The organism is Actinomadura barringtoniae (assembly GCF_017573505.1).
In the GTDB taxonomy this organism is placed as follows: Bacteria; Actinomycetota; Actinomycetes; order Streptosporangiales; family Streptosporangiaceae; genus Spirillospora; species Spirillospora barringtoniae.
The window spans coordinates 1-23,467 of the sequence record NZ_JAGEOJ010000045.1 but is presented as its reverse complement, the minus strand read 5'-3'; the positions used below and the strand labels follow the sequence as shown (position 1 = coordinate 23,467).

Here is a 23,467-nt window from a genome sequence, read left to right as displayed (position 1 = left end):
CGCAGGCTGAGGCCGTTCCGCAGGCTGAGGCCGTTCCGCAGGCTGAAGGGGACCGCGGATCCGCCGAACGACCCGTACGCTCAAGGCGGCCTACGCGCTGAAGGCGGCCCCGCCTGCTGAGGCGACCGCGCATCCAAGCCGGCTCGTCCGCCGAACTCCCCGCGCTGAAGCCGACCAACGCGCTGAACGCCCGGTCCGCCGAATGCCTGGCCCGCTGAACGGCCCGTACGCCGAAAGCCGGGGCCGACCCGTGGGCTGAGCTGAACGGAGCACTGGCGCCGGTCCCCGGATACGCGAACGGGGCGCCCTCTCCCAGGACGCCCCGTACATCAAGTCACTCGCCTCAGACGCGAACGACCAGCGTGTGGCAGATCTTGTCGCCCCAGGTCTGGCTCTTGTCGTCGAAGAGCGGCCAGAGGAACCCGAGGTAGCACACCAGGCTGTCGATGAAGTAGTGGCAGGCCTGGCGACCGAACGAGGTGCCGAACCCGACCGGGGCGCCGGTGTGCTCGCCGACGGTCTTGATGCCCATCTGGCGCTTGCCGATGGACTGGCCGGTGGTGCCCTCCATGTTGCACATCCACAGGCCGGCCGCGAGCGAGGCCACGCCGCCGACGAGCATCAGCAGGGCGCCCAGCACGGCCGCGCCGCCGCTGCGGCCGCCGGCCGACAGGAGCGCGCCGATGAAGTACAGGACACCGAACGGCAGACCGATGATCAGACCGTCGATGAAACGGGCCACGAACCGGGAGCCCCACGAGGCCATCTGGCCGCTGGCACCGTAGTGGTGGTGGTGCACCTCCTGGTAGGCGGGCTGGCCGTATCCAGGCTGCGCGGGCGGCTGGCCGTAGCCGGGCTGAGCCGGCGGCGGCGGGTTGTACCCGGGCTGGGGCGGGGGCTGCTGCCCGTAGCCGGGCTGCGCGGGCGGCTGACCGTAACCGGGCTGCTGACCGTAACCCGGCTGCGCGGGGGGCTGGCCGTACCCAGGCTGCGCGGGGGGCTGACCGTAACCGGGCTGCTGCTGACCGTAGCCCGGCTGCTGCCCGTACGGGTCATAGGGGTTACCCACACTTGCTCCTTCTAGATTGACCCTGTGGTTGATGTGACGCCCGCCGGACCCGGAGGGCTCCGCAAGTCTGACCGACGTGGGAAGGCGGCCTTCAAACTCGCAGGAGACCGAGCCGGACAAGCTGCCACAGCTCCGATCCCACGAGGGCTGTGCCGAGCACCCAGGCACGGGTGCGCGGCTGGAGTGCCCACCACCGGCTCCCCGCTCCCAACGGCGCGACGGCGAGGCCGATCGCGCCGACGAACGCGACCGGGTTCGCCAGCGGGGCCTGGGCCACATGGCCCGATCCCAGCTCGATGAACACGGTCGTACCGCCGCACATGGGGCAGGGGATCCCGGTGATCGCCCTGAAGGGACAGAGCACACCGGGGTCGTTGACACGATGAATCCATGCCGCTCCCATGGCCGCACCGGCCATGGCCGCGACACGCAGCAGCACTCCCACAGGACCGCGCCGCGCAGCGGTGAGTGTCCGATCGACGAGATTCGCCGCCGCACCCGACGGTGCACCGGCGACCGCCGACCCGGGCGCTCCCCCCAACGAATCCTCCGCCTCAAGACTGAGTCCGAGTGACCCGTATATCGGGTGCACCCTGAGGTAGGTCAAGTCCCAGCAACCATCCGCGACCGGACCGTTACCTGGGCACCCAGGACACCACCTCAGGGGAAAGAGTAGGACAAACCACAACCCCTGTGCGCCGAGTTTCCCGTGTTGCGATCGCCAGAACGCCGCACTTCAGCCCCACAAACCCGTTCCCCACCCGCCTTCCGAGCGTCAGACCCACACCCCACCCAAAGAAGCAGCGCCCCTAAAACCAGGAACAGCACCCCCACCACCCCCCGACAGCTACACCCCACCGTTCAGAATCCAACTCACCAACCCCAAACCCCCACGCCAGCAGCACAGACCAACCCCAAGCCCAAACCCGCCGCCACCCGCAGCACCCGTACGTGCCCATGCCCAACGTCCACCCACAGGGACAGGCAACCCGCCGACGACCAGCCCGTCGAAGGCAATGCCCCAACGCCGTTCACAGCCCGTTGCAACCTGTGAACGCACCGAAACGGCCGCACCTATCCCCCGCACCGTGGGGTGACATACATCTCTTGGGGAACGTGGCAGACCTGGACGCTCGTACCGCGACACGTGTGGGCGCTCTTCGTCAGCGTCGTGCGAACGGCGAATGTGGGTGAATGCCCAGGGCCCCGCAAACGTGGCTGCGCCCCGGGGTAACGCGAGCGGGCACAGCGCGGCGCGCGCGGCGCGGCGCGCGCGGCGATGTGGTCGCGGCGATGTGGTCGCGGGCCAGGAGTCGCAGGCCAGGAGTCGCGCAAGCCGGGGGCGCGGCGCGGGCTGTGGGTGCCCTCACCCAGCCAGGGAATGAGGTCACGCGCAGATCCTTCTCAATGACCCGGCGCGAGCGGTGTCAGTAGTTGGCAGGGCTTGGAGCAGCGTGGGCCGGGACGACGATGCCCGGCATGCTGGACCGGCCCCGACTCAGGCCTGGCGCGGCGGCGAGGGCTGGGAGCGGAGGCGCAGAGTGGCGCGCGGACCTGGGCGCGCCGGCGACGCGGGCGGGCAAGGCGCTAGCGAGCGATGGATGTGACCGCGCAGGCACACGCCCGGAAGCGGCGGAGGCCCGGCAGCACGGGCCCGATGTGACGGACCGGGAGCGGCGGGAGCCTGAGTGGCGTGGGGTCTGGGTACTGCGTCGACGCGGGCGGGCACGGAACGGAACGGAACGGCCCGAGCGAGCGGGTGCATCTCGTCGCGCAGGCCCGGCGCGGCAGGGTTCTGCTTTGGGCCGGGTTCTGCGGGGTGGGTCAGGCTTGGGCGGCGGCGCCTACTGTTACGGGGGCGCCGGGGTCTGGGGCGTGGTCGGCCTCTACTACGTCGGCGATGACGGCGGTGATGTTGTCGGGACCGCCGCCGTCGCGGGCCAGCTGGATGAGGCGCTGGATGGCCCAGGAGGGTTCGGCCTCGGCGGAGAGGACCTCGTAGATGGTCTGGGCGTCCACGGGGCCGCTCAGGCCGTCGGAGCACAGGAGGTAGCGGTCGCCCAGGCGGGCCTCGCGGAGGCGGAGGTCGGGCTCGCGGTCCTCGCGGCCGTCCAGGACGCGGTAGAGGACGTGGGAGAGCCTGGAGGCCTCGGCGGGGTCGGGGACCTGGCCCTCGCCGGCTTCGGCGTTGAGGAGCTGGTCCATCGTGTGGTCCTGGGTGATCTGGAAGAGCTCGCCCTCGCGCAGGAGGTAGCCGCGGGAGTCGCCGATGTGGGCCAGCGCGACGCGGGTGCCGGACCACAGCATGGCGGTCAGGGTGGTGCCCATGCGGCTGAGGTCGGGGCGTTCCTCACGAACGATCCGCAGTTTCTCGTTGGCCTCGGCGACGGCGCGCCCGAGGCTCTCGACGAGATCGTCGGGCTGGGCATCGGCGTCCAGAGAGCGCAGTGAACCTATGACGGTCGAGCTCGCGACCTCGCCGCCCGCGTAGCCGCCCATGCCGTCGGCGACCGCGATCAACCGCGCACCGGCGTAGCCCGAGTCCTCGTTGTTCTCGCGGCTGCATCCAATGTCGCTGCCTGCTGCGTACCTGATTGTTACGTTCATACCGATTTCGATGACGATCCTGTCATGGGAGTTGTATCAGTCCCCGGCCAGCCCGTGGCGTACGGCGTACAACGCCGCCTGTGTCCGATCCTGGACTCCCAGCTTCATGAGCAGATTACTGACGTGCGTCTTGACCGTCTTCTCCGAGACCACCAGAGCACGCGCGATCTCCCGGTTGGACCTGCCCAGTGCGATCTGCACGAGCACCTCCCGTTCCCGTTCGGTCAGCGCGGCCAGGCCGCGGTCGTCTCCCGCCGCCGATTCCACACGCACCATGGCCTCGGCGGCGTCCGGCGCGAACAGTACGTGCCCGTCATGGACGGCTCGAATCGCCTGAACGAGCGCCTGTGGATCGACGTCCTTGTACAGATACCCAGCCGCTCCCGCCTGTACTGCCGGCAGCACGTGGCCACGTTCGGTGACACTGGTCAGAACGAGGACGCGCGCGCCGACCCCGCGAGCCCGGAGTTCCGTCAGCGCGGCCAGACCGTCGGCGCCGGGCATCTTGAGGTCCATCAGCACGATATCGGGCTCCAGCGATTCGGCCAGCGACACCGCGGACACGCCGTCCTCGGCCTCCCCGACCACCTCGATGTCCTCCTGGATGCCCAGGAAGGTCCGCAGGCCCTGACGGACCACCGGATGATCGTCGGCGATCAGCACCTTGATCATGCGGGCACCTCCAGCCGGACGAGGGTGCCCGCGCCGGGCGTGGCCTCGATCTCCAGTGAACCGCCGACCGACCGGGCCCGTTCGCGCATCGAGGCCAGGCCCAGGCCGCCGTTGGACGCCGCAGCCGCGGCGGCGGCCGCCCCGCCTGCGTTGCCGGCGGCGCCACCGCCCCCGCCTCCGCTGCCGCCTCCGTTGCCGGCGGTGGACCGGTTGGTGGACAGGTCGAAGCCGGAGCCGTTGTCAGCCACCTCGAGGACGACGCGTTCGTCGTCGGCGTGCAGGCGTACCTCCACGGCAGCGGCGCCGGAGTGGCGCAGCGCGTTGTAGAGGGCCTCCTGGGCGATCCGGAACAGCACGGCCTCCTGGTCCTCGGGCAGCGCGACGGCGCCGTCTCCAGCGAACCGTACGGCCGTCTCATAGGCGCGGTCGAGCACCTCGACGTGCTTGCGCAGCGACGCACCGAGACCGTCGGCCAGGTCCGCGGGCCTGAGCTCGAAGATCACGGCCCGGAGCTCCGCGAGGGCCTCGGCCGCGAGAACCTCGACTTGTTCGAGCTCGGCCACCGTACGGGCCGGGTCGCGTTCGGCGAGGGCCGCGGCCGCCTTGGCCGTCAGCCGCAGCGAGAACAGCTTCTGGGCGACGGCGTCGTGCAACTCCCGGGCGAGCCGGTTACGTTCGGCGACGACGGTCAGCTCGCGGTTGTGCTCGTACAGGCGGGCGTTGGTGATCGCGATCGCGGCGTGCGCGGCGAAGAGGGTGAGGAGGTCCTGGTCGGCCTCGGTGAAGCCCTTGCCCTTCGGAACGTTCTGCTTGTTGGCGAGGAAGATGATGCCGAGCACGTCCTCGCCGTCTTTGATCGGGACGCCCAGGAAGTCCTTCAGGATGGGGTGCGCGGCGGGCCAGCCGACGAACTCCGGCTCCCGGCGGATGTCCGACAGCCGCTTGGGCGCGTTGTCGCGGAGCATCGCGGCGAGCAGGCCGTGCTGTCGGGGCAGCGGGCCGATCGCGTCCCACTCCTCCTCGGAGACGCCCTCGACCACGAACTCGGCGAACGAGCCCTCGTCGTCGGGCACCCCCAGCGCGGCGTAGCGCGCGTCCAGGAGCTGGGCGGCCGCACGTACGATCACCTGCAGAACCTCGTGCACCGACAGGTGGCGCGTGACGGCCAGAACCGCGGAGCTGACCGCGTGCAGCGTCGCTCCCGGCTCTCCGCAGCCTGCCTGCTCGGTGCCCAACTTTCCGTGCTCCCGGTCTCGCCTGGTGAGGCCATCGTCGCTCACCCTGTGTAGACCGTACTCTCTGGGTGTCTCATCCCGAATCAGCCTGGGGTCCTAGGTGTGGCCGGAGGTCCTAGGTCCAAGTGACCAACATCATCGGCCCCGGACGGCCGATGCCGCGCGGAGCAGCCATTTCTAGCGTCTAAGGCATGACGCAGAAGACGGCACTCATCACCGGAGCCTCCCGCGGATTGGGGCGCGCGCTCGCCCTCGAACTGGCCCGGGACGGCTGGGATCTCATTCTCACCGCGCGTGGCCCCGAGGCACTAGAGGCCACCGTCAAGGAGCTCGCGGGCTCCGGGGCCGCGGTCACTCAGGTCGCCGGCGACGTCAGCGATCCGGAGCACCGCGCGGCTCTCGTACGGGAGGTCGAGGCGGCCGGCGGGCTCGGGCTGCTGGTCAACAACGCCGGAACGCTGGGCACCACGCCGCTGCCGCTCCTGGCCGACCAGCCCATCGACGACCTCGCCGAGGCGTTCAAAATCAACACGCTGGCGCCGCTGGCGCTGATCCAGGCCGTGCTGCCCGCGTTGCGCGAACGGGGCGGAGCGCAGGGCGGCGCCATCCTCAACATCACCTCTGACGCCTCCAACCAGCCGTACGAGACCTGGGGCGGTTACGGGGCCACCAAGGCCGCCCTGGAGCAGATCTCCAACGTGCTGGCGGCCGAGGAGCCCGGCCTGGCGGTCTGGTGGGTCGACCCCGGCGAGATGCGCACGGACATGCTGCGCGCGGCTGGCGAGGACGCCGACGCCGCCCCGCCGCCCGAAGAGTCGGCGGCCGCTTTGAAGCACCTCATCACCGACCGTCTCCCCAGCGGCCGCTACACCGCCGCGCGCCTCGGGGAAGCCCGATGACCACCGCCCTCACCCCCCAGCCCGTACGGGAGGACCCTCCAGACGGGCAGAACCGCCCGCAGGCCTCCCAGGACGCGCTTGTGCTGCATGCCTCCCAGGAGGCAATTGCGGATGTGCAGCTTCCTGAGGCCGCACCCGAACTCACCCCCTCAGAGGCAGGCGCTCTCCCGGGCGAGGGCGCGAACAGCTCAGCGGAAAGCTCGGCCGAGGGCGGCCTCCTTGGCGCCCGCTACAGGGCATCGACGCTCGGCATCGTCATGGTCATCACGCTGCTGGCGTTCGAGGCGATGTCGGTGGGGACGGTCATGCCGGTGACGGCCCGCGATCTGAACGGCCTGTCGCTGTACGCGTGGGGCTTCAGCAGCACCCTCATCGCGAGCCTGCTCACCACGGTCCTCGCGGGCGGCTGGATCGACCGTTCCGGACCTGCCAAGCCCCTCATGATCGGCCTCACCACGTTCGTCGCCGGGCTGGCCATCGCGGGCACCGCACCCAGCATGTGGATCTTCGTCTTCGGCCGTTCGGTCCAGGGCCTCGGAACGGGCGCCGCCATCGTCGCCGTCTACGTGCTGATCGCTCGCGTCTACCCCGAGGATCTCCGCCCCCGCGTGTTCGCGGCCCTCGCGACCGCCTGGGTCCTGCCCTCCCTCATCGGACCGGCCGTGGGCGGAATCGTCGCCGACCACGCGGGCTGGCGCTGGGTCTTCCTCGGCCTGATCCCGCTGGTGATCCCGGCGGCGGCCATCCTCGTTCCCGCCCTCCGCAAGACGACCTCGGCCGGGCACACACCGGCTGCGGCCGCGCAGGCAGGCCGCGGCCGCTACCTCGCCGCCATCGGCGTCGCGGCGGGCGCCGGGATCCTGCTGTACGGCCTGGACCGGTCAGGCCCGGTCCTGATCCTCACCGCCGCCATCGGCATCGCAGGCCTTGCGTACGGCCTGATCCGCCTCTTCCCCGCCGGAACGCTGCGGATGGGCCGCGGTCTCCCCAGCGTCGTCCTCACCCGAGGCTTGCTCGCCGGAGCGTTCTACGGAATGGACGTCTTCATCCCCCTGGCGCTCACGACCCTGCACGGCTTCAGCCCCACCGAGGCAGGCGTGGTCCTGACCGTCGCCGCGCTCGGCTGGTCGGCCGCGTCCCAGATCCAGGGCCGTTCCCGCCGGTCCCGTTCGTTCTTCGTCATCCTCGGCTCGGTCCTCGTCGCGATCGGCGTCGTCGCGGCGACGATCACCCTCCAACTGCCCGGCTGGTGGTCGGCGCCCGCCTGGACGATCGGCGGGCTGGGCATGGGCTTGGCGATCAGCAGCCTCAGCGTGCTGCTCCTCGACCAGTCCCCCGAAGAAGAACAGGGCGCCAACTCCTCCGCCCTGCAGATCAGCGACAGCATCGGCTCGTCCGTGGTCGTCGGCGTGGCGGGCGCCCTCGTCACCGGCTTCGGTACGGGCCACATCCAGGAGGGCCTGGTCGTCGCCGGAGTCCTCCTCGCCGCGATCGCCGGCCTCGCCGTGGTCGCCTCGTTCCGACTGGAGAACAGCCATGGCCGACACCCTTGAGTTCACCCTGCCTCCCGCGCTGGAGGCCCACGAGCCCCCCGAGGCGCGCGGCCGTACCCGCGACGGCGTCCGGCTCCTGGTCGGCGAGCGGAACACCGGGGAGGTGACTCACCATGAGTTCCGCGACCTGCCCACCCTGCTGCGCCCGGGCGACCTCCTGGTGGTCAACACCTCCGCCACCCTCCCGGCCGCCGTACGCCTCGACAAGATCGCCGTCCACTTCTCCACACCCCTCCCCCAAGAAGCCGGCGCGGACCTCCTCGAAGCAGACCTCCCTGAAGCAGCGCTCCCTGAAGCAGCGCTCCCTGAAGCAGCGCTCCCCGAAGTGGACCTCCCTGAGGAAGCCGGCACGGATCGGGTCTGGCTGGTGGAGTTGCGGCGCCGAACGGGGAAGGCGAGCGTTCCCTACCAAGGAGGCAACCCGGGCGAGTGGATCCCCATGCCGGGCGGCGCCACGCTCACCCTCATCGGCCGTCGCACCGAACGCCTCTGGGAAGCCCGCCTCAGCACCGAGGTCGTCCCCTATCTGCGCCGCCACGGAACGCCGATTCGCTACTCGTACGTGCGCCGCGACTGGCCCACCGCCGCCTACCAGACCACGTTCGCCTACGACCGTGGCACCGGCAGCGCGGAGATGCCCAGCGCAGCCAGGCCGTTCACCCCGGAGCTGGTCACGCGCCTGGTCTCGCACGGGATCCTCTTCGCGCCGATCACCCTTCACACCGGCGTCGCCTCGCCCGAAGCGCACGAGCCGCCGTACGCCGAACGCTTCGAGGTCACGGCCGCGACCGCCGATCTGGTCAACCACGTCCGGGCCCGCGGCGACCGGGTGATCGCGGTCGGCACGACGGCCGTACGGGCCCTGGAGAGCGCCGTCGGTCATGACGGCCACGTGCGGGCGTCCAATGGGTGGACAGAGCATGTCGTCACCCCGGAAGCAGGCGTCCGAACGGTCGACGGACTCCTCACCGGACTCCACGAACCACGGTCCTCACACCTCATGATGCTGACCGCCATTGCCGGTCCTGACCTGCTGAAATCAACCTACGAAGCGGCCCTCGCCGAGTCCTACCTCTGGCACGAGTTCGGTGACGCGAACCTTCTGCTTTCCCACTAGTAGCACGGAACTGACCGGCTCACGTCCGCCACGTCCGTACCTGGACATCAGAAAGCCCCGGCCACACGCGGCGGCCGGGGCTAGGTCGATCGGGTCAGGCGGTCTCGTCGTCCGCCTTGACGCGGTGCACGAGGGAGCGCCACGCGTCGGGAGAGAGCGTGAGCTTGGGGCCGTCCGGGTCCTTGGAGTCACGCACTCCGATGTTGCGTGAGAACCGCGCAACCTCGACGCAGTCGCTGTCACTCCCGCTGCTACCGCTGCGACTCGACTTGCGCCATGTGGGAGTCACCGAAAACCCTCCATCACTTCCCTAATACGCTGCATGGACGTGTCAGCGTCCAGAGCTCGATCGCTGATGCGGTCGAACCGTAGTCGGAACGAGCGTACATCCGTTGCGTCTTGGACAAGCCGCCCCTCTTCGGCCGCTTCGATGTATGCCGAGTCTTCCCCGTCCACAGTGAGGATCTTGAACGATCCATCCCGCCCGACGTGCGCACCTGTCGATTTGGGGACGATCCGGATCGTGATGTTGGGGAGCGCGGCGAGCTCTAGGAGCCGGGCAAGTTGCTCGTGCATGATCTCGGGCGAACCGACAGGCTGCGTGATGACTCCTTCGTCCAGGATTACCCGCATTAGCGGAGGTGGGTTGCGGTTCAGGCTCTCCTGACGCTTCATCCGCTTAGCAACTCGCTCGTCGATGTCCAGGAATCCGGCCGCCGTCACCTGCGCCCGCGTGTAGCTCTCCGTCTGAAGCAGACCCGGAATCCACAGCGCTTCCCAAATGCGCTGTTCAGATGCCCGCGCTTCGAGCGCAGTGTGCGTCTGGAACCACTCGCGGTCGTGGCCCTCCTTGGCGAAGCGGACGAGAGTCACGAAGAGATCGCCCGTGCTCCACGCATCATCAGCGATGCGGGCAAGCTCCTCAGTGAGCTTGATTTCGCCTGACTCAAGTCGCGAAATTGTGGACCGATCGCGATCGAAGAGTTCGGCGAGGTCCGCCCCGGACAGTCCGCGCTCATCTCGGTGTCTGCGCAGTTGAACGGCTATGAGGCTCCATAGGGAGTCTCCGGGATTTGGTGACTCGCGTCGCGGCATCGGTGACCCTCCGGACTTGCGTCTGTTGCGCGAACCTTCCGAAGGTAACTCGGCGCGAGGAACCTTGTCCGTAGAAACGTGACGCCCGACACAGAGTCAACCCCACAGATACGCAAGTCCCGCGAGGTGATAGCGAGCATGGGTGCCCACAGCCGACCGCAGCCGACACGCAGTGAACGGCGGACCGCGCGACGTGCGGGTCCGGGCAGGCAGCGCACCGCAGGGAGCACGCAGACGGCCGCGAACGTCCGGACGGTACGCGGGGAAGCCCCCGATCCCCCGGACCGCCTGGCGGTGCTGGAGGCCGTTGCGGCGTGCCTTGCCGACGTGCACGCGCTGGACACGCAGATCGTGGCGCAAGACGGGCACGTGTGGTTGTTCGTGGTGGAGCGCGCGACCCGCCGCCGGGTCTATCTGAGCCTCGCGTACGCGGAGCGGGATTGGTGGATCGTGTCGCAGTCCGGCATGCTCCTCGCGCACGTGTCCGATCCTGCCCGCGCGGGCCGGTACGTGCGAGGGGCGATGGCATGAGCGACGACCCGATGATCTATCAGCACGGGTATTACGACGCGCAGGAGCGGCGTCCGGCGAGGCTGTACGCGCGTCCGGCCGAAATGATCGCGCTCGCGACGGGTGCGTTCGGGCATGTGTGGTCCACGCGCAAGCACTCGAACACGCTCCTCCGCGTGCTGCACATGAACGCCGTGGAAGAGGCACACGAGCTCCTCAAGCGCCTGGACGAGCGCGAGGCATGGGACGCGCTCCTTGTGGCTTGGGAGAAGCTCCGGCCCGCGTATGAGCGGCTCATGCGCGAACACGGGTTTCTCGCGGAGACCGTGGCGGACGTGCTGGAGGAGACGGACGCGCGCGTGGAGCGTCTCCGGGGCCAGATGCCTACCCCCTAGATCCGCTCGCGTGAGGTGAAACCCCCGACCCTCACGCGTGCGAGCGGTCCCCGGGGCTGTCGGTGTTGGGTCCACTTCCACGACCGCCCCGGGGCCCGCGCCAAGACCCGTCCACGTGCCAACCGCGCCGGGCACGCGGGCGTTGCGGGCTCCGGGGGAAGGGTGATCGATGGCACGACCCCTCCCCCGGAGCTCGCTTCACACCCCCGAGAGGAACGGAGATCTCCAGATGACCACGGACACGGTCGCCACGCCGGGACCCCTGGACGAACTGTTCGCGAGCATGCGGGTGCGTGAGCCGAAGGTGGTACTGACGCTCGTTGCCCCGGGCGACGCTCGCGAGGATGGCGCGCCGGAGCTTTCCATGACCGTGGCGGTCCGCATCCCCTGCGCGTCGCCTACCGGCCCGTGGGACCTGCGATGGTCGCCGGAGCGTCGCCGGTATGAGTGGGGGTCCGGCCCGTTCGTCGGTGTCTCGCTCGGCACGCCGGACGAGTTGGACGCAGTGGGCACCCGCGCGTCGGCATCCATCCTCCTCCAGGCGTGCGGGGAAGACTGCCAGTGCTAGCCCCTGGACGGCCCTGAGCGGCCCGCAGACAGCAAAAGAGCCCCTGCCCGGGAATCGGGTAGGGGCTGTTTGCTTGCGCTTCTACGCGGCGTGGAGAATGGTCTCCACCTCCGCCACGACTTGCCCGCCGGGTGTATTCAGTTCCGGCTTGTCGAGCACAACAGCGTCAGTCGCGGCCCGCCAAGTGCGCTCCTCCGCGAGCGACATGCGACCCTCGTTGACGAGCGTGGACAACAGGTCATTGACAATCTCCGCGAGTACATCGACCTTCGTTTCCGCGCCGAGTGTCAACGGACTGTCGTAGGCGGTCGTGTTGTCGTCGCTGGACGCGGGCACGCTAAAGTCGTCCCTCATGGGGTGGAACCTCCAGACAGGTGAATCCCCTAGGCCCGGATCGGTGTTGGCGCACCGGTTCGGGCCGTTCTTGTTTGGCCAGGAGAGCACTCCATGATCTCCGTTGTCAACACGGGAAGCGAGGGGTTCGCAAGCTGTTTGCGAACCACCTCCGTGAGCCGCTCACGGTGCCCCGTTCTTGTGCAGCGCTGCACAAGTCCTGTCACTGACAAAAGGCCCCGGGCGACAACGCGCGTAAAGCGCGGCATCACCCGGGGCCTTCTCGTTTACATCGCGGCGGAAACGGTGCCACGTCAGCGTCAACACGCGAGGTGTGCGGTTCCGGAAACGTCTTCACTGCGTCAACGCAAGTGGAAACTCTCACCGTGTGGTGAACTGCCACAGGTTACGCACGACGCGGCCCGCGTCGGCATCCCACACCCAGCGATTTGTAACCTTCCCGCCCCACTCCGGATGGAGCTCGACATCATTCGCGGTCGCCCATTCCTCCGTCAGCTCCGCGCGAGCCCGCCAGTCCTTCGCGTCGTCGGCACCGACCAATTCGGCGTGCATCGCGAGAACCGCCGCGTCCACGTCGAAACCGTCGGGCGGAACCGGCGCGAATTGCTCTGGACGCCTCCGGGGTTTCACCGGGACCACCGCGCATGCGCCGCAACCCGCCCGGACTCCGAGCGGGTCATCTTCCGATCCATCGGAAGCACCTCCGCGCCTTCGTCCTCCGAATCCGGAATCCGCAACGCGCGCAGATGTGACGCGAGTGCGGCGCGGTAGAACCGCAGTTCCGAGACGAGCGGGTTGATAACCGGCTGTCGCTGTGAGCCGAGAACGGTCAGCGGTTGCCCCTCCAATTCCTTCTCCATCGCGGCAATGTGATCCACCGTCCGACACGCGGCGGAGAGGAGTTCAAGTTCATCCGGTTTGAGGTCCCACGTTTCCGTTACGCGGTTCCAGAGAACAGTGCCGCGCGAGCCGAGACGCTCAATCGCAGGGACCGGTGGCCGGTCATCCTGGTCACTCACGGTGCAATCTCCCAACGGTCGTATGCGTCTCGCCACAGACGCGAGCTAGCAATTCTCTGAGCTGGGGTTTCTGGCAAAAGTCAGACCGTGATGCGTCGCACGGTCGCTCCGGTGCTAACCCCTACCGTTCAAGCTCCCCTCCCGGGGGAGGGGGTGCACCCCCGGGTATCGGGTCGCCTTTCGCGGGAGCCAGAGCACGTGAACCCTGAGTACGTTCCGAATGGCGCTCAGTTGCTCTGTGAGCGACGAACAGGGCAAGGCGTTGGCCGAATAGAGGCAAGACCCCTGAGGGGCGTGCAGGGCCCCTGAGGGGCGACGGGAAGGGTGAAATCGGCGGCCCGTGAATGGTCACGTGCAGTCCGGCCGGACTACCTCACTCGCCGCTCGCTCATCGCGGACGGGAAGCGCGCACACCTCGCGGCGCACAACGCTCCATGAACGGACTAGCCAGGCACCCACCCCCTACCCCGGGCCCGCCACCCCAGCGGGATTCAGCCCGCCGTACCTACCCGGCAGAGCAGGGGCGGGGGAGGCTGAGAAGCCCCCGCTTACGGCCGGAACGATCCGGGCCCTTACTCGGCCAACCCCGGACCGCCCCGGCCGTTCTAGAGCCGCTCAGCGTCGCGAGTTCGGAGGCGTTCGCGCATCGCGGTCGGCCCGCTACCGGGCGGGGGACTTCACGCGGTCCCGCTCGCCAGCGAGCGCCTCCACAGGATCGGCCCCCAGGGCGACCGCGAGGCGCGCGAGCGTGGCGCGGAGCACCTCGCACTGACGGAGGATCTCCGCGCAGACGTCCGCGCTCACGCGTCCGCCTCCGGCTCCGCGATGCGGCCCTCCAGCTTGTTCAGCCGGTTGGCTTCCGCCTGATCGATCTTCTTCGCGAACGGCTTCGCCCAGAGCCGGACCGACATCGACGCCGGGTACACGACGGTGTCCCCAGCCTTGTACGGCCGAAGGTGTCGTGGCACGGTCACGGCGTCACCTCCTCGCCCGCGAGGCGCTCCGCGACCTCACCCCAACCGAGACCCTCCGCGCGAAGCTCAGCGATCCGCGCCGACACAGCAGCATCCGCCACAGCACCCGCCGCCTGCTCAGCGTCGATACGGGACCGCTCCGCCGCGATCTCCACGTCCAGCGACGCGCGCCGCTCCGCCTCCCGCGCCTCGCGGTGCTCCGCCATGGTCCGTCGCGCTGCGTCGTACGACACCGGCCACGCTGCCTCAGTCATCCTGACCACCGACCCGACGCCGCGCAGCCTGCAACTCGTCGTGCAGGCGCACCGTGCTCGCGTGCTGGTCCATCAGCGGGATCGCGAGCCTCTCCATGATGAAGGGAGGCAGGTTCTCGGCCACCTGCCGCACCTTGACCAGTTCCCCGTACGCGGCGTTGGCGATCGCGGCCGTACGCGCCACCTCCGCAAGAGCACGCTCGACAGCCGCGAGCGCCTCCTGGACGCCGTCGCGGAGAGCAGGCACCGCGCCAGGGGCCTCACGGGCGAACACGCGGAGGGCCGCCGCGTCGAGCTGGTACACCCGCTCCTTCATCCGCCGCGCGGTCGCGAGAGCAAGCGGGCGTTCCCTGGACGCCTTATCGACCTCGGAGACGCGGTTCTTCGGGGGCTCCGTGCCCGCGTCCACGAACGCGGCGATCGCGGCGGCCTCCCGCTCCACCGCGCGCTCCAGCCAATCATCGGCCAGAACCCCGAAATGGTCCGAGGTGTAGGTGTCGTACTCCTCGTACGCATCGCTCGCGGCACGGGCCTCCTCCGCCGCGATCCCCGCAATGGACTGCGACCGGAGTTCCATGTCCCACCGGTCCGCCTCCATACGGTCCACGACGCGGATGTGACGGGACAGCTTAGGTGGCGTGGCCTCCGGCAGATGCATTCCGTTCGGCGTGTTGTTGCTCATTGGTTTCTTCCTTCTTGTCTCCGGCGGGCACCATGCCCGCACCCTTCTTCGTGTCCGGCGATATCGTCCACAGCACTAGTCGCCCTCCGCATCGATCTCGGAGTGGTCGGTGTGGACGCCAAAAATCCACCCAGGGTCGGCGCACTCCCAAGCCCGATCACTCTTGGCTCGCACCGGAACGCCCTCGATCTCAAACACGATGCCGTCCGCATCGCGCCACTTGCAGCCGGTCACACCGCACCCCAGACGCACACGAAATCGCCGCGCACTTCATCCCAGCGGTAGCCCTTCGCGATCCTGGCCTTGACGGCCGGAGGCAGCGTCTCGGGGACTCCGAATACGCGCGACGGCCGACGTGAGTCATCAGGCGAAAGCGTCTTGTTTCGCGGGTCCTTCTCCATGCGCTGTTCCTTACGCTACGAAATGGCCCGACTACGGGCCGGCGACGTTTGCCCAGGTCAAACAGGGTGAAATACAGAAAGCCGGGCCCCAGGCTCGCACCTCCGCGCGGCTACTCGCGGGGTACGGGTCCGGGACCCGGCTTTCATGGAGGATGCAGCCCTGGAGGGAATCCGCACCCAACACGCCCCAAGGGGTAAGGGGGCGTGAGCTTCAAACGGAGGTGGCCAGATAGCCGTACTGGCCACAAAGGGAGTCAGCGGGAAGCGTGGCCCGCCATCGAATCAAGCGCGTTCTGTACGTCCGTATTGTGGTCGGCGAGAGTGCGAAGGAACCGGTCCCGCGTGGACACCGGAATGTAGGGGAGAACGTCGCTCACTGCGTGCGCGAAACGCATGCTGGACGCGGTGCACAAGTGGAGGCCATGGAAGCCTTCACAGTGGTCACAGTTCCACACGGAGGCGGTGGGGGTTCGCATCATTGTGGGGTTCCCTCCTGCCCACGCTTGCGGGCACGCTGACGGCGCTTCTTCTCACGTTCACGACAAGTCGAGCTACAGAACTTCGGCGGGCGGCCGGACTCGTTCCAAAACACGATGTCGTCACATCCGTGCGCCTCACATGGACGGTCCAGCAATGCGTCCAGGCGCTCATCGCGAGCACGCATGAGGTCTTCGGCGCAGTCCTCACACCGCGTCCCACGCTCTGTTGGGTCGAGGTCGATTCCACATGCGATGCACTTCCGGACCTTGAAAAGCGCACCGTTGTTCCGCTTGAACGCGGTACGGCACCGGGGCGAACAAAAGGTCTGCTGACGGCCGGAGAGTTCTCCGCCGCAACTTCCGCACCGGGTGCCGGGCTCGACGAGAAGGCGGTGCGCGTATCCGCCGCGAACGCCCTGTCTTCGCGGCGTCCAGCCGTCGAAAACGTCAGGACCCCACTCCCGCGTAACGGCGTCCTCCACCGTTGTTTCGGTTCGCATGGCGCGCTGGTCTCGCCAGTACCTGTTCGGCGGTTCCCAGAGGAACACTGCGTCCCGCTGTGCGGCCGTCAGAATGCCGTCATTGGTCGCGCGGTACAGGTCCCGCGTCTTGCCATCGCGGGCAAGCTTCGCGGCCGTCAGGAAGTCCATTAGAGGTCCGTTCGGGTAGCGGTCGGGCGATGCCCGCACAGACGACGAGAAGCCCCGCCCCCGGCGGGCTCCGTAGTGGCCGCTACTCCACTCGGAACCGCCCCAGGGACGGGGCCTCTACCACTTGTTCAGTGGTGGTCTTTCAGCCAGCAACCGGCGCGTACGTAGCGGCGCACGCCAGGTGGCTACAGCAGTGTTAAGGGTCCCCGTGTTCGCGGGTGTTCGCGGGTGTTCGCGGTGACGCCGGGGCCTCTGCCTGATTTATCGCTACGGGCGTTCGTGGGTGTTCGCCCTGCTGTCACGCAAGTTAAGGGCCCCTGCGTTCGCGGGTGTTCACGCTGCTACGCAGGTCACACAAGGGTGTCCCCTAAAAGTCCCCGTGTTGTTTGGGTTTCTCTGTATAGCTATAGAGTTCTTATAGGGAATCCAATAAACCCAAACAACCCGTCCCCTTTTAGGGGACACACATGCATACGCATGGAATCGGCGCGGCCGCATCCCCGCGAACGCCACGGCCGGACCTGTGCAGCGCTGCGCGAGCAGACGTCCGGCGGCCCGCGTACGTCTCCCGGTTCACGTACGGGTGACGTACGGCCGTGCGGGACCTCCCGGCGTCCGGGGTGACGTACAGCCCTCAGGAGGCCCAGAGACGCGAAACAGCCCCCACCGTCAATGGCAGCGGGGGCCGTTCGGGGGCCGCTAGGGGCCGCCTCAGGCGGCCGTGACGCGGATGTTCAGCCCGCGCACGCCGGACGCTTCGCGGGCGGCCCCCGCCTCCGGGCTGTGCAAGAAGTCCTCGACCGCAAGGGCGTCGTAGGCGTCCTCGACCGCGAGCGCGGAAGGGTTCGTGATCTCCATCCGGAACCGGCCTTCCATCTGGGCCTGAGTGAGCTTGCCCTTCCGGGGGGAGCGCTTCACGTGGACGTGGACGCCTAGATCAAGCATGAGCTGACGGCGGGCTTCCGTGTCCGCTGCCTCCCACTCGTCAGCCACCGTGCGGCCGGTGGGGCGGTAGACGGGGCTCTCGTCGTCGTTCGCGGGTATCGCGGCCAACCGGTCACGCTCGTCTTGCATGTCGGCGTACGTACTCCGGAACCATGCGGCGTCGGCATCGGAGCGGTAGATCCCCGCCGCACGGTCCGCGCGCAAGTCCTCCATCCGGGCGTCCAGGTCCGCCAACTCCGCCGCGACGTCCCGTCCGGGTGTCGTCACGGCCTCCATGAGATGCCACGAGCCGACGCGGGCGAGTAGCTCGCGCTCGACCCATGGGTCCAGCGCCCGGACGGACACGGTCATGCCGCACCCGCCTACGGGCCGGTTAGCGTACTTGGTGCACTTGTATCGGGGCTTGTCCAGCGTGAGGCCATCACCGTAGAGCCGTACGTGCTCGTCTTGCGTCGAGCACTCATCGCACACCGCGATCCCGAGCAACGGAGCCGCCCCCTTCTGACGCTCGGAGCGGTTCCCCCTCCGCTTGCGTGCCTCCGCGAGGACCGCTCTGTGGGTGTCGTCGCTCAGGATCTCCGGGAATGCGGGAGGGAGCGTCTGACCGTCCGGACCGACCACGGGCCGCTGCTTGTGCATGGCGTACCCGAGCAGCACGGGCGACGTCATGATTTGCGCGAGCGTCTCGGGATGCCACACGGGCCGCTTAGGGTCCTTCCCGCGCCGCACGGCGTCCGCGTCGCGCGGGGTTGGAACACCCGTCTCCGTGAGCCATGCCGCGAGGGTGTACCAAGACTCTCCGTTGAGTGCCCGCTTGGCCGCTTCGCGGATGGTCTCGGCAAGCTCAGGATCGGGCACGAGCGTCAGCCCGCCGCCCTCGCGGGGAACCGCCATGTACCCAAACGGGACGTGTCCTCCTGCCCAGCGTCCGGTCTCGCGCATGTGACGGCGGGCGGAGGCCACCCGTTCAGCGATCATCGCGGCTTCCAACTCCGCAAACACCGCAACGATCTGCGCCATGGCGCGGCCCATCATGTCCGTCAGGTCAAACGGCTGCGTCGCGGAGACCAGCGCGAACCCGTCACGGTCGCCCGCCTTGATCAGGTCGGAAAGGTCCGCGACGGATCGGACGATGCGGTCAAGCTTCCAACACACGATCACGTCGAACTCGTGCGATCGGTTCCGGAGCCAATTCCCCAGTTCGGGACGTTCTTCCGGGCGCACCTTCACGGCGGACACGTCCAGGTCCCGAGCTACCCCCGCGATCGTCCAGCCGCGCCCGCCTGCGAAGGACTGGCAGATCTCTAGCTGACGCTCGGGGGACGTCGTGGCGTCGGTCTCGACGGACAGACGAATGGCGATCAACGCGCGCATGAGCACCTCGCGAACATGGGGGTCGGTGCCCTTGTTAAGGGCCCCAACCCGGGGTGGTGTTCGCACGCATGGAGCGCGAACACGGCTACCGGTCGCGTGACTTCTCGCTACCGGTCGGGGGCCGTGTTCGCCGCCGAGACCGATGGGTGGGACTCCATCGGGTTCGGCGATCTCAACCTCCTCCTGCCGTGACCATGCCGCATCCATGACGCGTCCACATGCTGGACGCGTGGATCGGGTCGCGCCGTCCGCCCGGTACCGTGGGGACCAGCTATGGACGGCTCAGCACAGCGCACGCTGCTCATCACACTCACCGGCCGCGACCGCCCCGGGGTGACGTCGCGCCTGTTCACCACGCTCACCCGGTTCCCGGTGACCGTCGCCGACGTCGAGCAGGTCGTGATCCGCGGCCGGCTGATCCTCGGCGTACTGATCACGTACGAGAAGGGCACCGACGTCGGGCAGATCTGGACGGCGGCCGAGCAGGTCGCCACCGATCTCGAGATGGAGATCGAGCTGTCCACCGGCAAGGTGACCAGCATGCCGCGCCGCCGCGGCCGCCTGCACGTGACCGTGTTCGGCGCGCCGCTGAAGCCCGCCGCGATGGCCGGGATCAGCGGCCGGATCGCGGCGAACGGCGCCAACATCGACCGCATCGAACGCCTCGCGCAGAACCCGGTCACCTGCATCGAGATGGACGTCTCCGGCGCCGACCCCGAGGGCCTGCGCGCCGCGCTCGCCACCGAGGCGTTCGAGCAGCAGGTGGACGTCGCCGTCCAGCACGCCGGGCTGCACCGCCGCGCCAAGCGCCTCATCGTCATGGACGTCGACTCGACCCTCATCCAGGGCGAGGTCATCGAGCTGCTCGCCGAGCACGCCGGCTGCCTCGACGAGGTCGCCAAGGTCACCGAGGCCGCCATGCGCGGCGAGCTCGACTTCGAGGGCTCCCTCCGCGAACGCGTGGCCCTCCTCGCCGGCCTCGACGCCTCGGCCATCGACGAGGTGCGCAGCAAGATCCAGCTGGCCGCCGGCGCCCGCACCCTCGTCCGTACGCTGAAGCGCCTCGACTACAAGTTCGCCATCGTCAGCGGCGGCTTCACCCAGGTCACCGACGGCCTGGCCGACGAGCTCGGCATCGACTACTCCTCCGCCAACACCCTCGAAGTCTCCGACGGCAAGCTCACCGGCAAGGTCGTCGGCCCGGTCATCGACCGCGCCGGCAAGGCCAAGGCCCTGGAGCAGTTCGCCCGCGAGGCCGGCGTCCCGATCAGCCAGACGGTCGCCATCGGCGACGGCGCCAACGACCTGGACATGCTCCAGGCCGCCGGCCTCGGCATCGCCTACAACGCCAAGCCCGTCGTACGCCAGGCCGCCGACACCGCCGTCAACGTCCCCTACCTGGACACCATCCTCTTCCTCCTGGGCATCTCCCGCGAAGAGGTAGAAGCCGCCGACGCAGCCGACGCAGCAACCCCACCCGCCTAACCCCACTCGCACCCCACGCGCCAGAGCCCACCCGCGCCCCACGTGCCAGGGCCCACCCCACCGCACCCCTCCGCGTTCGCGCCCACCACACCCCGCCTCTGCGAGCTCAGAGACCGCCCGCACCGCGCCTGTGTGCGTTAGCGCCCACTACACCGCGCCTGTGCGGCTCAGAGGCCACCTGCACCGCGCCCCTGTGGGTTAGCGCTCACCACACTGCGCCTGTGCGGGCTCAGACCGACCACCCACGCCGCACCCCTGCAGGCTCGAGCACCCACGCCCCACACGCTCGGGCCCATTTGCACCGCGCCCCCGCGTGCTCGTCCTCAGCCGCTTAGCCCTCGCGCGCGTGCGTCCCCTGGCAGGGGTCTGAACCCCCGACCATGCGGGTCTAAGACCGTGCAGGCGGCAACTCGTCGCCACGTGCACGCCACCCGCGTGCTCGCGTCTCGTTCCTGCCTACCTGGGCCAAGGGGCCACGCCAGCGCCGTCTCGTTTCCACATGCGCTGCCCCGCATGCCCGCGCCGGCTCGTTGCCGCGTGTGCGGGCTCGTTGCCGCGTGTGCGGGCTCGGCGTCGCGTGCGGGCTCGGCGTCGCGTGCGGGCTCGGCATCGCGTGCGGGCTCGGCATCGCGTGCGGGCTCGGCATCGCGTGCGAGCTCGGCATCGCGTGCGAGCTCGGCATCGCGTGCGAGCTCGGCATCGCGTGCGGGCTCGGCATCGCGTGCGGGGGTGCGGCGGGCCGTTGGAAGGGCTGTGGGCGGGCGGGCAGGGGAACGTTCGGGGGGCGGGGTGACGGTCCGGGGGAGGCGATCGGGGGTAGATCACGGACGGGAGCTGACGAGGCCGGAGGGAAGCGCGTGCTCAAGGGAGCGCGGGATGCGTACGCCCAGATCGAGGGACGTGCGGCGCCCTTCTACGGCCTCGCGGCCTCCCTCGGGATCGCGCTGCCGCTGCTCGTCGGCGCGCTGACCGGGCACGACACGCAGGGGTCGATGATCGCGCTCGGGGCCTACCTGGTGGCTCTGCGCGCGCCCGAGGGGCCGTACGGGGAACGGGCCCGCAACCTCCTGAGCGCCGTGATCATCGTGGCGATCGGGGCCACGATCGGCGGGCATCTGAGCGGCCACACCTGGCTGGCCGTGGCGGTCGTTCCCCCGATCGTGGCGCTCGGCAGCGCCCTTCCCTGGATCGGGCCCACGGCCGGTCTGTCCGTTCTGATGACGGCGATCCGGCCGCGCGCCGACCACATCACCTACAACGGGTTCCTTGAGCTCGTCGGCGGGTTCCTGGTCATGGCGCTGCTTCTCACGCCGTGGCCCGCGCGCCGCCTGCGTCCGCTGCGTACGGCGCTGTCGGAGGCGGCCGACGCGGTCGCCGAGGCGCTGGACGCGGTCGCGGAGGACGTGGGGGCGCCGGACGCCAGCGCCCTGGACGCCGTCGACCTCACCAACCCCGATCTGGCCGAGGTGGCCCGCAAGCCCGACTGGGAGGAACGCCGCCGTACCGCCTCCCAGGCCCTGACGGCCGCGCGCACCACCTACGGCCTCTACCGTTCGAGCCACGGCCAGGACGAGCCCACCAAGCCCGAGCGGCTGATCGACGCGCTGGCCAGGATCATGCACGAGAGCGTCGCGCTGCGGGCCCTGGTGGAGGCGGCGCGGCGCCGTCCGCCCGACCGCGACTGGGAGCTGGAGGTACGCGTCGCGATCGCCGCGCTGGCGGCCCGCGTACGGCTGCTGGCCGGGGCGGTCGGCACCACCGGCGACGCCCCGCTCGGGAGCGTGGAATCAGCGGCGCTCCGGCGCCTGGGCAGGCAGAGCGAGTACATCCGGCGGGCCAGCCTCGCAGGCGACGAGGACATGGTCGCCGCCGCGCTGATCGCCCAGATCCGGCGTTCGATCGACCGCATCGCCGGCAGCATCGACTCCGCTCGCCGGATCGTGGCGAGCGGCGTGCGGATCGGCTTCGGCCCGCCCCGCCCGATCGGCGCGCACCCGATGTCGGCCTGGGAACGGCTCGGGACCGCCGTACGGACCCGTTCACCGGAGTTCCGGCAGGTCACGCGGGTCACGCTCGCGGTCACCTTCGCGATGGCGATCTCCGCGGGGCTGCATCTCCCGCACGGTCACTGGCTGACGATCACGGTCATGCTCAGCGTGCGCGGCACGTACGGCGAGACGATCACCAAGCTCTTCCAGCGCGTGGGCGGCACCGCCGCCGGATCGGCGATCGCGGCCATCCTCCTAGCCCTGGCTCCCACCCAGGTCGTCGCGGCCCTGGTCCTCTTCGCGTTCGGTCTGCTCGGCTTCACGTTGCGCCCGGTGAACTTCACGTACTGGGGGCTGTTCGGGACGCCGCTGGCCATGATGCTGATGGACTTCTCGACGCCGTCCGACTGGACCGCGGCCGGCGAACGCATCGCGCTCACCATCGCGGGCGGCGCCATCGCCCTGATCGCAGCCCGCGTCCTCTGGCCGACCCGCTACGCCGACCGGCTCCCCGCCCAACTCGACGAACTCCTCAGCGTCCACGCCGATCTCGTCCGGACGACCACCGCGGTCGTCGAAGGCGAGCTGGAACGCCTCCCGCACAGCCAGATCATCGCCGCCGAACAGGCCGCCGAGGCCGTCTCGGAGGCCCGCAAGCGCCTGGGGAACGAGCGCGTCCCCGACACCGACCGCATCGCGCACCTCCGCGACGCCGTCCGGTACGCCCACCGGATGCGCGACCACCTCATCGCCGTCGGGCGAATGTCCCGCGAGGAACTCACCGACACCGGCCCCATCCCCGAGATCCTCGACCGCGTGGCCGACCACCTCGACGAGGCCGCCGCCGCCCTGGAGAGCGCCTCATCGCCATCCGGCAACGCCCTGGACGACGAGTTCGCCGACCTCGACAGATACCTGTCCAAGCTCGCCCGCAAACGCCGCGCCGAGATCGAGGACGGCGTCAAGACCGACGAGTTCACCCCGCTCAGGCACGCCCTCCTGCAGGTCTCCGGCATCCGCTACGCCCTACGTTCCCTACTCCGCGACGCCAACGACCTAGCCGCGTCCGCCCAAACCGCCGCCCCCTCAGCCCCAACCCTTGCCAAACCAGCCAACTAGGCAACCAACTAGCCAACTAGCCA

General features: G+C 69.3%; 23 protein-coding genes. 8 read left to right on the top strand and 15 right to left on the bottom strand.

Features of this window, described 5'->3' with window-relative positions; translation table 11 throughout:
• Window positions 1-343 precede the first annotated feature (343 nt).
• The 5 genes from J4573_RS56550 to J4573_RS52975 all read right to left on the bottom strand — a co-directional run bounded on the left by J4573_RS56550 (window position 344) and on the right by J4573_RS52975 (window position 5,628).
• Window positions 344-1,069, bottom strand: coding sequence for an RDD family protein (locus tag J4573_RS56550; protein WP_208264115.1), 726 nt, complete (start codon window positions 1,067-1,069; stop codon window positions 344-346).
• Between the two features lie 91 nt (window positions 1,070-1,160).
• Complete coding sequence (locus tag J4573_RS52990; protein WP_307797567.1) at window positions 1,161-1,508, bottom strand: DUF2752 domain-containing protein; 348 nt, start codon at window positions 1,506-1,508, stop codon at window positions 1,161-1,163.
• Window positions 1,509-2,893: 1,385 nt separating this feature from the next.
• Window positions 2,894-3,676 (bottom strand): PP2C family protein-serine/threonine phosphatase, encoded by a 783-nt coding sequence (locus J4573_RS52985; RefSeq protein ID WP_208264114.1) that lies wholly within the window; start codon window positions 3,674-3,676, stop codon window positions 2,894-2,896.
• A 36-nt stretch (window positions 3,677-3,712) separates the two neighbouring features.
• Complete coding sequence (locus J4573_RS52980; RefSeq protein WP_208264113.1) at window positions 3,713-4,348, bottom strand: response regulator; 636 nt, start codon at window positions 4,346-4,348, stop codon at window positions 3,713-3,715.
• Window positions 4,345-5,628: a GAF domain-containing sensor histidine kinase gene (locus tag J4573_RS52975; RefSeq protein WP_307797566.1), complete on the bottom strand. Its 1,284-nt coding sequence runs from the start codon at window positions 5,626-5,628 to the stop codon at window positions 4,345-4,347. The genes J4573_RS52980 and J4573_RS52975 overlap by 4 nt, the downstream gene beginning before the upstream one ends.
• A gap of 146 nt (window positions 5,629-5,774) precedes the next feature.
• Between J4573_RS52975 and J4573_RS52970 the strand changes: the two genes are divergently transcribed.
• Genes J4573_RS52970 through J4573_RS52960 form a run of 3 tightly spaced genes read left to right on the top strand, consistent with a single transcriptional unit; the run spans window position 5,775 to window position 9,152 of the window.
• Window positions 5,775-6,482 (top strand): SDR family NAD(P)-dependent oxidoreductase, encoded by a 708-nt coding sequence (locus J4573_RS52970; protein ID WP_208264112.1) that lies wholly within the window; start codon window positions 5,775-5,777, stop codon window positions 6,480-6,482.
• Complete coding sequence (locus J4573_RS52965) at window positions 6,479-8,035, top strand: MFS transporter (protein ID WP_243775034.1); 1,557 nt, start codon at window positions 6,479-6,481, stop codon at window positions 8,033-8,035. The genes J4573_RS52970 and J4573_RS52965 overlap by 4 nt, the downstream gene beginning before the upstream one ends.
• Complete coding sequence (locus J4573_RS52960) at window positions 8,019-9,152, top strand: S-adenosylmethionine:tRNA ribosyltransferase-isomerase (protein ID WP_208264111.1); 1,134 nt, start codon at window positions 8,019-8,021, stop codon at window positions 9,150-9,152. Before J4573_RS52965 ends, J4573_RS52960 begins: the two co-directional genes overlap by 17 nt.
• A gap of 94 nt (window positions 9,153-9,246) precedes the next feature.
• Here the strand turns inward: J4573_RS52960 and J4573_RS52955 are convergent, their stop codons facing one another.
• Both J4573_RS52955 and J4573_RS52950 read right to left on the bottom strand, forming a co-directional pair.
• Window positions 9,247-9,441 carry a DUF397 domain-containing protein gene (locus J4573_RS52955; RefSeq protein ID WP_208264110.1) on the bottom strand — a complete coding sequence of 65 codons (195 nt, stop codon included), beginning with the start codon at window positions 9,439-9,441 and terminating at the stop codon, window positions 9,247-9,249.
• Entirely contained in the window at window positions 9,438-10,247 is an 810-nt protein-coding gene (locus J4573_RS52950; RefSeq protein ID WP_208264109.1) for a helix-turn-helix domain-containing protein, read from the bottom strand. The genes J4573_RS52955 and J4573_RS52950 overlap by 4 nt, the downstream gene beginning before the upstream one ends.
• Before the next feature lie 138 nt (window positions 10,248-10,385).
• Here J4573_RS52950 and J4573_RS52945 point away from each other — a divergent pair, with 138 nt between their 5' ends.
• The 3 genes from J4573_RS52945 (at window position 10,386) to J4573_RS52935 (ending at window position 11,720) form a co-directional block, all read left to right on the top strand.
• On the top strand, window positions 10,386-10,778 hold the full coding sequence (locus J4573_RS52945) for a hypothetical protein (protein WP_208264108.1): 393 nt from the start codon (window positions 10,386-10,388) through the stop codon (window positions 10,776-10,778).
• Window positions 10,775-11,152: a hypothetical protein gene (locus tag J4573_RS52940; protein ID WP_208264107.1), complete on the top strand. Its 378-nt coding sequence runs from the start codon at window positions 10,775-10,777 to the stop codon at window positions 11,150-11,152. The genes J4573_RS52945 and J4573_RS52940 overlap by 4 nt, the downstream gene beginning before the upstream one ends.
• A gap of 229 nt (window positions 11,153-11,381) precedes the next feature.
• On the top strand, window positions 11,382-11,720 hold the full coding sequence (locus J4573_RS52935) for a hypothetical protein (RefSeq protein ID WP_208264106.1): 339 nt from the start codon (window positions 11,382-11,384) through the stop codon (window positions 11,718-11,720).
• An 81-nt stretch (window positions 11,721-11,801) separates the two neighbouring features.
• Here J4573_RS52935 and J4573_RS52930 read toward each other — a convergent pair whose 3' ends face one another.
• The 8 genes from J4573_RS52930 to J4573_RS52895 form a co-directional block, all read right to left on the bottom strand.
• A complete protein-coding gene (locus J4573_RS52930) occupies window positions 11,802-12,074 on the bottom strand; it encodes a hypothetical protein (protein WP_208264105.1) in 273 nt (90 codons plus the stop codon).
• 360 nt (window positions 12,075-12,434) lie between these two features.
• The gene (locus tag J4573_RS52925; protein WP_208264104.1) at window positions 12,435-12,647 is read right to left on the bottom strand and encodes a hypothetical protein; all 213 of its coding nucleotides are present in this window, start codon (window positions 12,645-12,647) and stop codon (window positions 12,435-12,437) included.
• Window positions 12,648-12,700: 53 nt separating this feature from the next.
• Window positions 12,701-13,093 carry a hypothetical protein gene (locus J4573_RS52920; RefSeq protein WP_208264103.1) on the bottom strand — a complete coding sequence of 131 codons (393 nt, stop codon included), beginning with the start codon at window positions 13,091-13,093 and terminating at the stop codon, window positions 12,701-12,703.
• A gap of 800 nt (window positions 13,094-13,893) precedes the next feature.
• A complete protein-coding gene (locus J4573_RS52915) occupies window positions 13,894-14,067 on the bottom strand; it encodes a hypothetical protein (RefSeq protein WP_208264102.1) in 174 nt (57 codons plus the stop codon).
• Window positions 14,064-14,321: a hypothetical protein gene (locus J4573_RS52910; RefSeq protein ID WP_208264101.1), complete on the bottom strand. Its 258-nt coding sequence runs from the start codon at window positions 14,319-14,321 to the stop codon at window positions 14,064-14,066. Before J4573_RS52910 ends, J4573_RS52915 begins: the two co-directional genes overlap by 4 nt.
• Window positions 14,314-15,003 (bottom strand): hypothetical protein, encoded by a 690-nt coding sequence (locus tag J4573_RS52905; RefSeq protein WP_208264100.1) that lies wholly within the window; start codon window positions 15,001-15,003, stop codon window positions 14,314-14,316. The genes J4573_RS52910 and J4573_RS52905 overlap by 8 nt, the downstream gene beginning before the upstream one ends.
• A gap of 230 nt (window positions 15,004-15,233) precedes the next feature.
• Window positions 15,234-15,404 carry a hypothetical protein gene (locus J4573_RS52900; protein ID WP_208264099.1) on the bottom strand — a complete coding sequence of 57 codons (171 nt, stop codon included), beginning with the start codon at window positions 15,402-15,404 and terminating at the stop codon, window positions 15,234-15,236.
• 1,840 nt (window positions 15,405-17,244) lie between these two features.
• Window positions 17,245-18,852: a recombinase family protein gene (locus tag J4573_RS52895; RefSeq protein WP_208264098.1), complete on the bottom strand. Its 1,608-nt coding sequence runs from the start codon at window positions 18,850-18,852 to the stop codon at window positions 17,245-17,247.
• Window positions 18,853-19,125: 273 nt separating this feature from the next.
• On the opposite strand from J4573_RS52895, the gene serB reads away from it, so the two are divergent.
• Window positions 19,126-20,337 carry a phosphoserine phosphatase SerB gene (serB, locus tag J4573_RS52890; protein WP_208264097.1) on the top strand — a complete coding sequence of 404 codons (1,212 nt, stop codon included), beginning with the start codon at window positions 19,126-19,128 and terminating at the stop codon, window positions 20,335-20,337.
• Between the two features lie 557 nt (window positions 20,338-20,894).
• Window positions 20,895-23,444 carry an FUSC family protein gene (locus tag J4573_RS56545; RefSeq protein WP_208264096.1) on the top strand — a complete coding sequence of 850 codons (2,550 nt, stop codon included), beginning with the start codon at window positions 20,895-20,897 and terminating at the stop codon, window positions 23,442-23,444.
• Window positions 23,445-23,467: the final 23 nt, after the last annotated feature.

Excerpts from the sequence above, each read along its gene's own strand:
- J4573_RS52965 (WP_243775034.1), top strand. The coding sequence starts at position 6,479 with ATGACCACCGCCCTCACCCCCCAGCCCGTACGGGAGGACCCTCCAGAC.
- J4573_RS52910 (WP_208264101.1), bottom strand. The coding sequence starts at position 14,321 with ATGACTGAGGCAGCGTGGCCGGTGTCGTACGACGCAGCGCGACGGACC.
- J4573_RS52950 (WP_208264109.1), bottom strand. The coding sequence starts at position 10,247 with ATGCCGCGACGCGAGTCACCAAATCCCGGAGACTCCCTATGGAGCCTC.
- J4573_RS52930 (WP_208264105.1), bottom strand. The coding sequence starts at position 12,074 with ATGAGGGACGACTTTAGCGTGCCCGCGTCCAGCGACGACAACACGACC.
- J4573_RS52895 (WP_208264098.1), bottom strand. The coding sequence starts at position 18,852 with ATGCGCGCGTTGATCGCCATTCGTCTGTCCGTCGAGACCGACGCCACG.
- serB (WP_208264097.1), top strand. The coding sequence starts at position 19,126 with ATGGACGGCTCAGCACAGCGCACGCTGCTCATCACACTCACCGGCCGC.
- J4573_RS52940 (WP_208264107.1), top strand. The coding sequence starts at position 10,775 with ATGAGCGACGACCCGATGATCTATCAGCACGGGTATTACGACGCGCAG.
- J4573_RS52945 (WP_208264108.1), top strand. The coding sequence starts at position 10,386 with ATGGGTGCCCACAGCCGACCGCAGCCGACACGCAGTGAACGGCGGACC.
- J4573_RS52960 (WP_208264111.1), top strand. The coding sequence starts at position 8,019 with ATGGCCGACACCCTTGAGTTCACCCTGCCTCCCGCGCTGGAGGCCCAC.
- J4573_RS52905 (WP_208264100.1), bottom strand. The coding sequence starts at position 15,003 with ATGAGCAACAACACGCCGAACGGAATGCATCTGCCGGAGGCCACGCCA.
- J4573_RS52900 (WP_208264099.1), bottom strand. The coding sequence starts at position 15,404 with ATGGAGAAGGACCCGCGAAACAAGACGCTTTCGCCTGATGACTCACGT.
- J4573_RS52980 (WP_208264113.1), bottom strand. The coding sequence starts at position 4,348 with ATGATCAAGGTGCTGATCGCCGACGATCATCCGGTGGTCCGTCAGGGC.
- J4573_RS52935 (WP_208264106.1), top strand. The coding sequence starts at position 11,382 with ATGACCACGGACACGGTCGCCACGCCGGGACCCCTGGACGAACTGTTC.
- J4573_RS52970 (WP_208264112.1), top strand. The coding sequence starts at position 5,775 with ATGACGCAGAAGACGGCACTCATCACCGGAGCCTCCCGCGGATTGGGG.
- J4573_RS52985 (WP_208264114.1), bottom strand. The coding sequence starts at position 3,676 with ATGAACGTAACAATCAGGTACGCAGCAGGCAGCGACATTGGATGCAGC.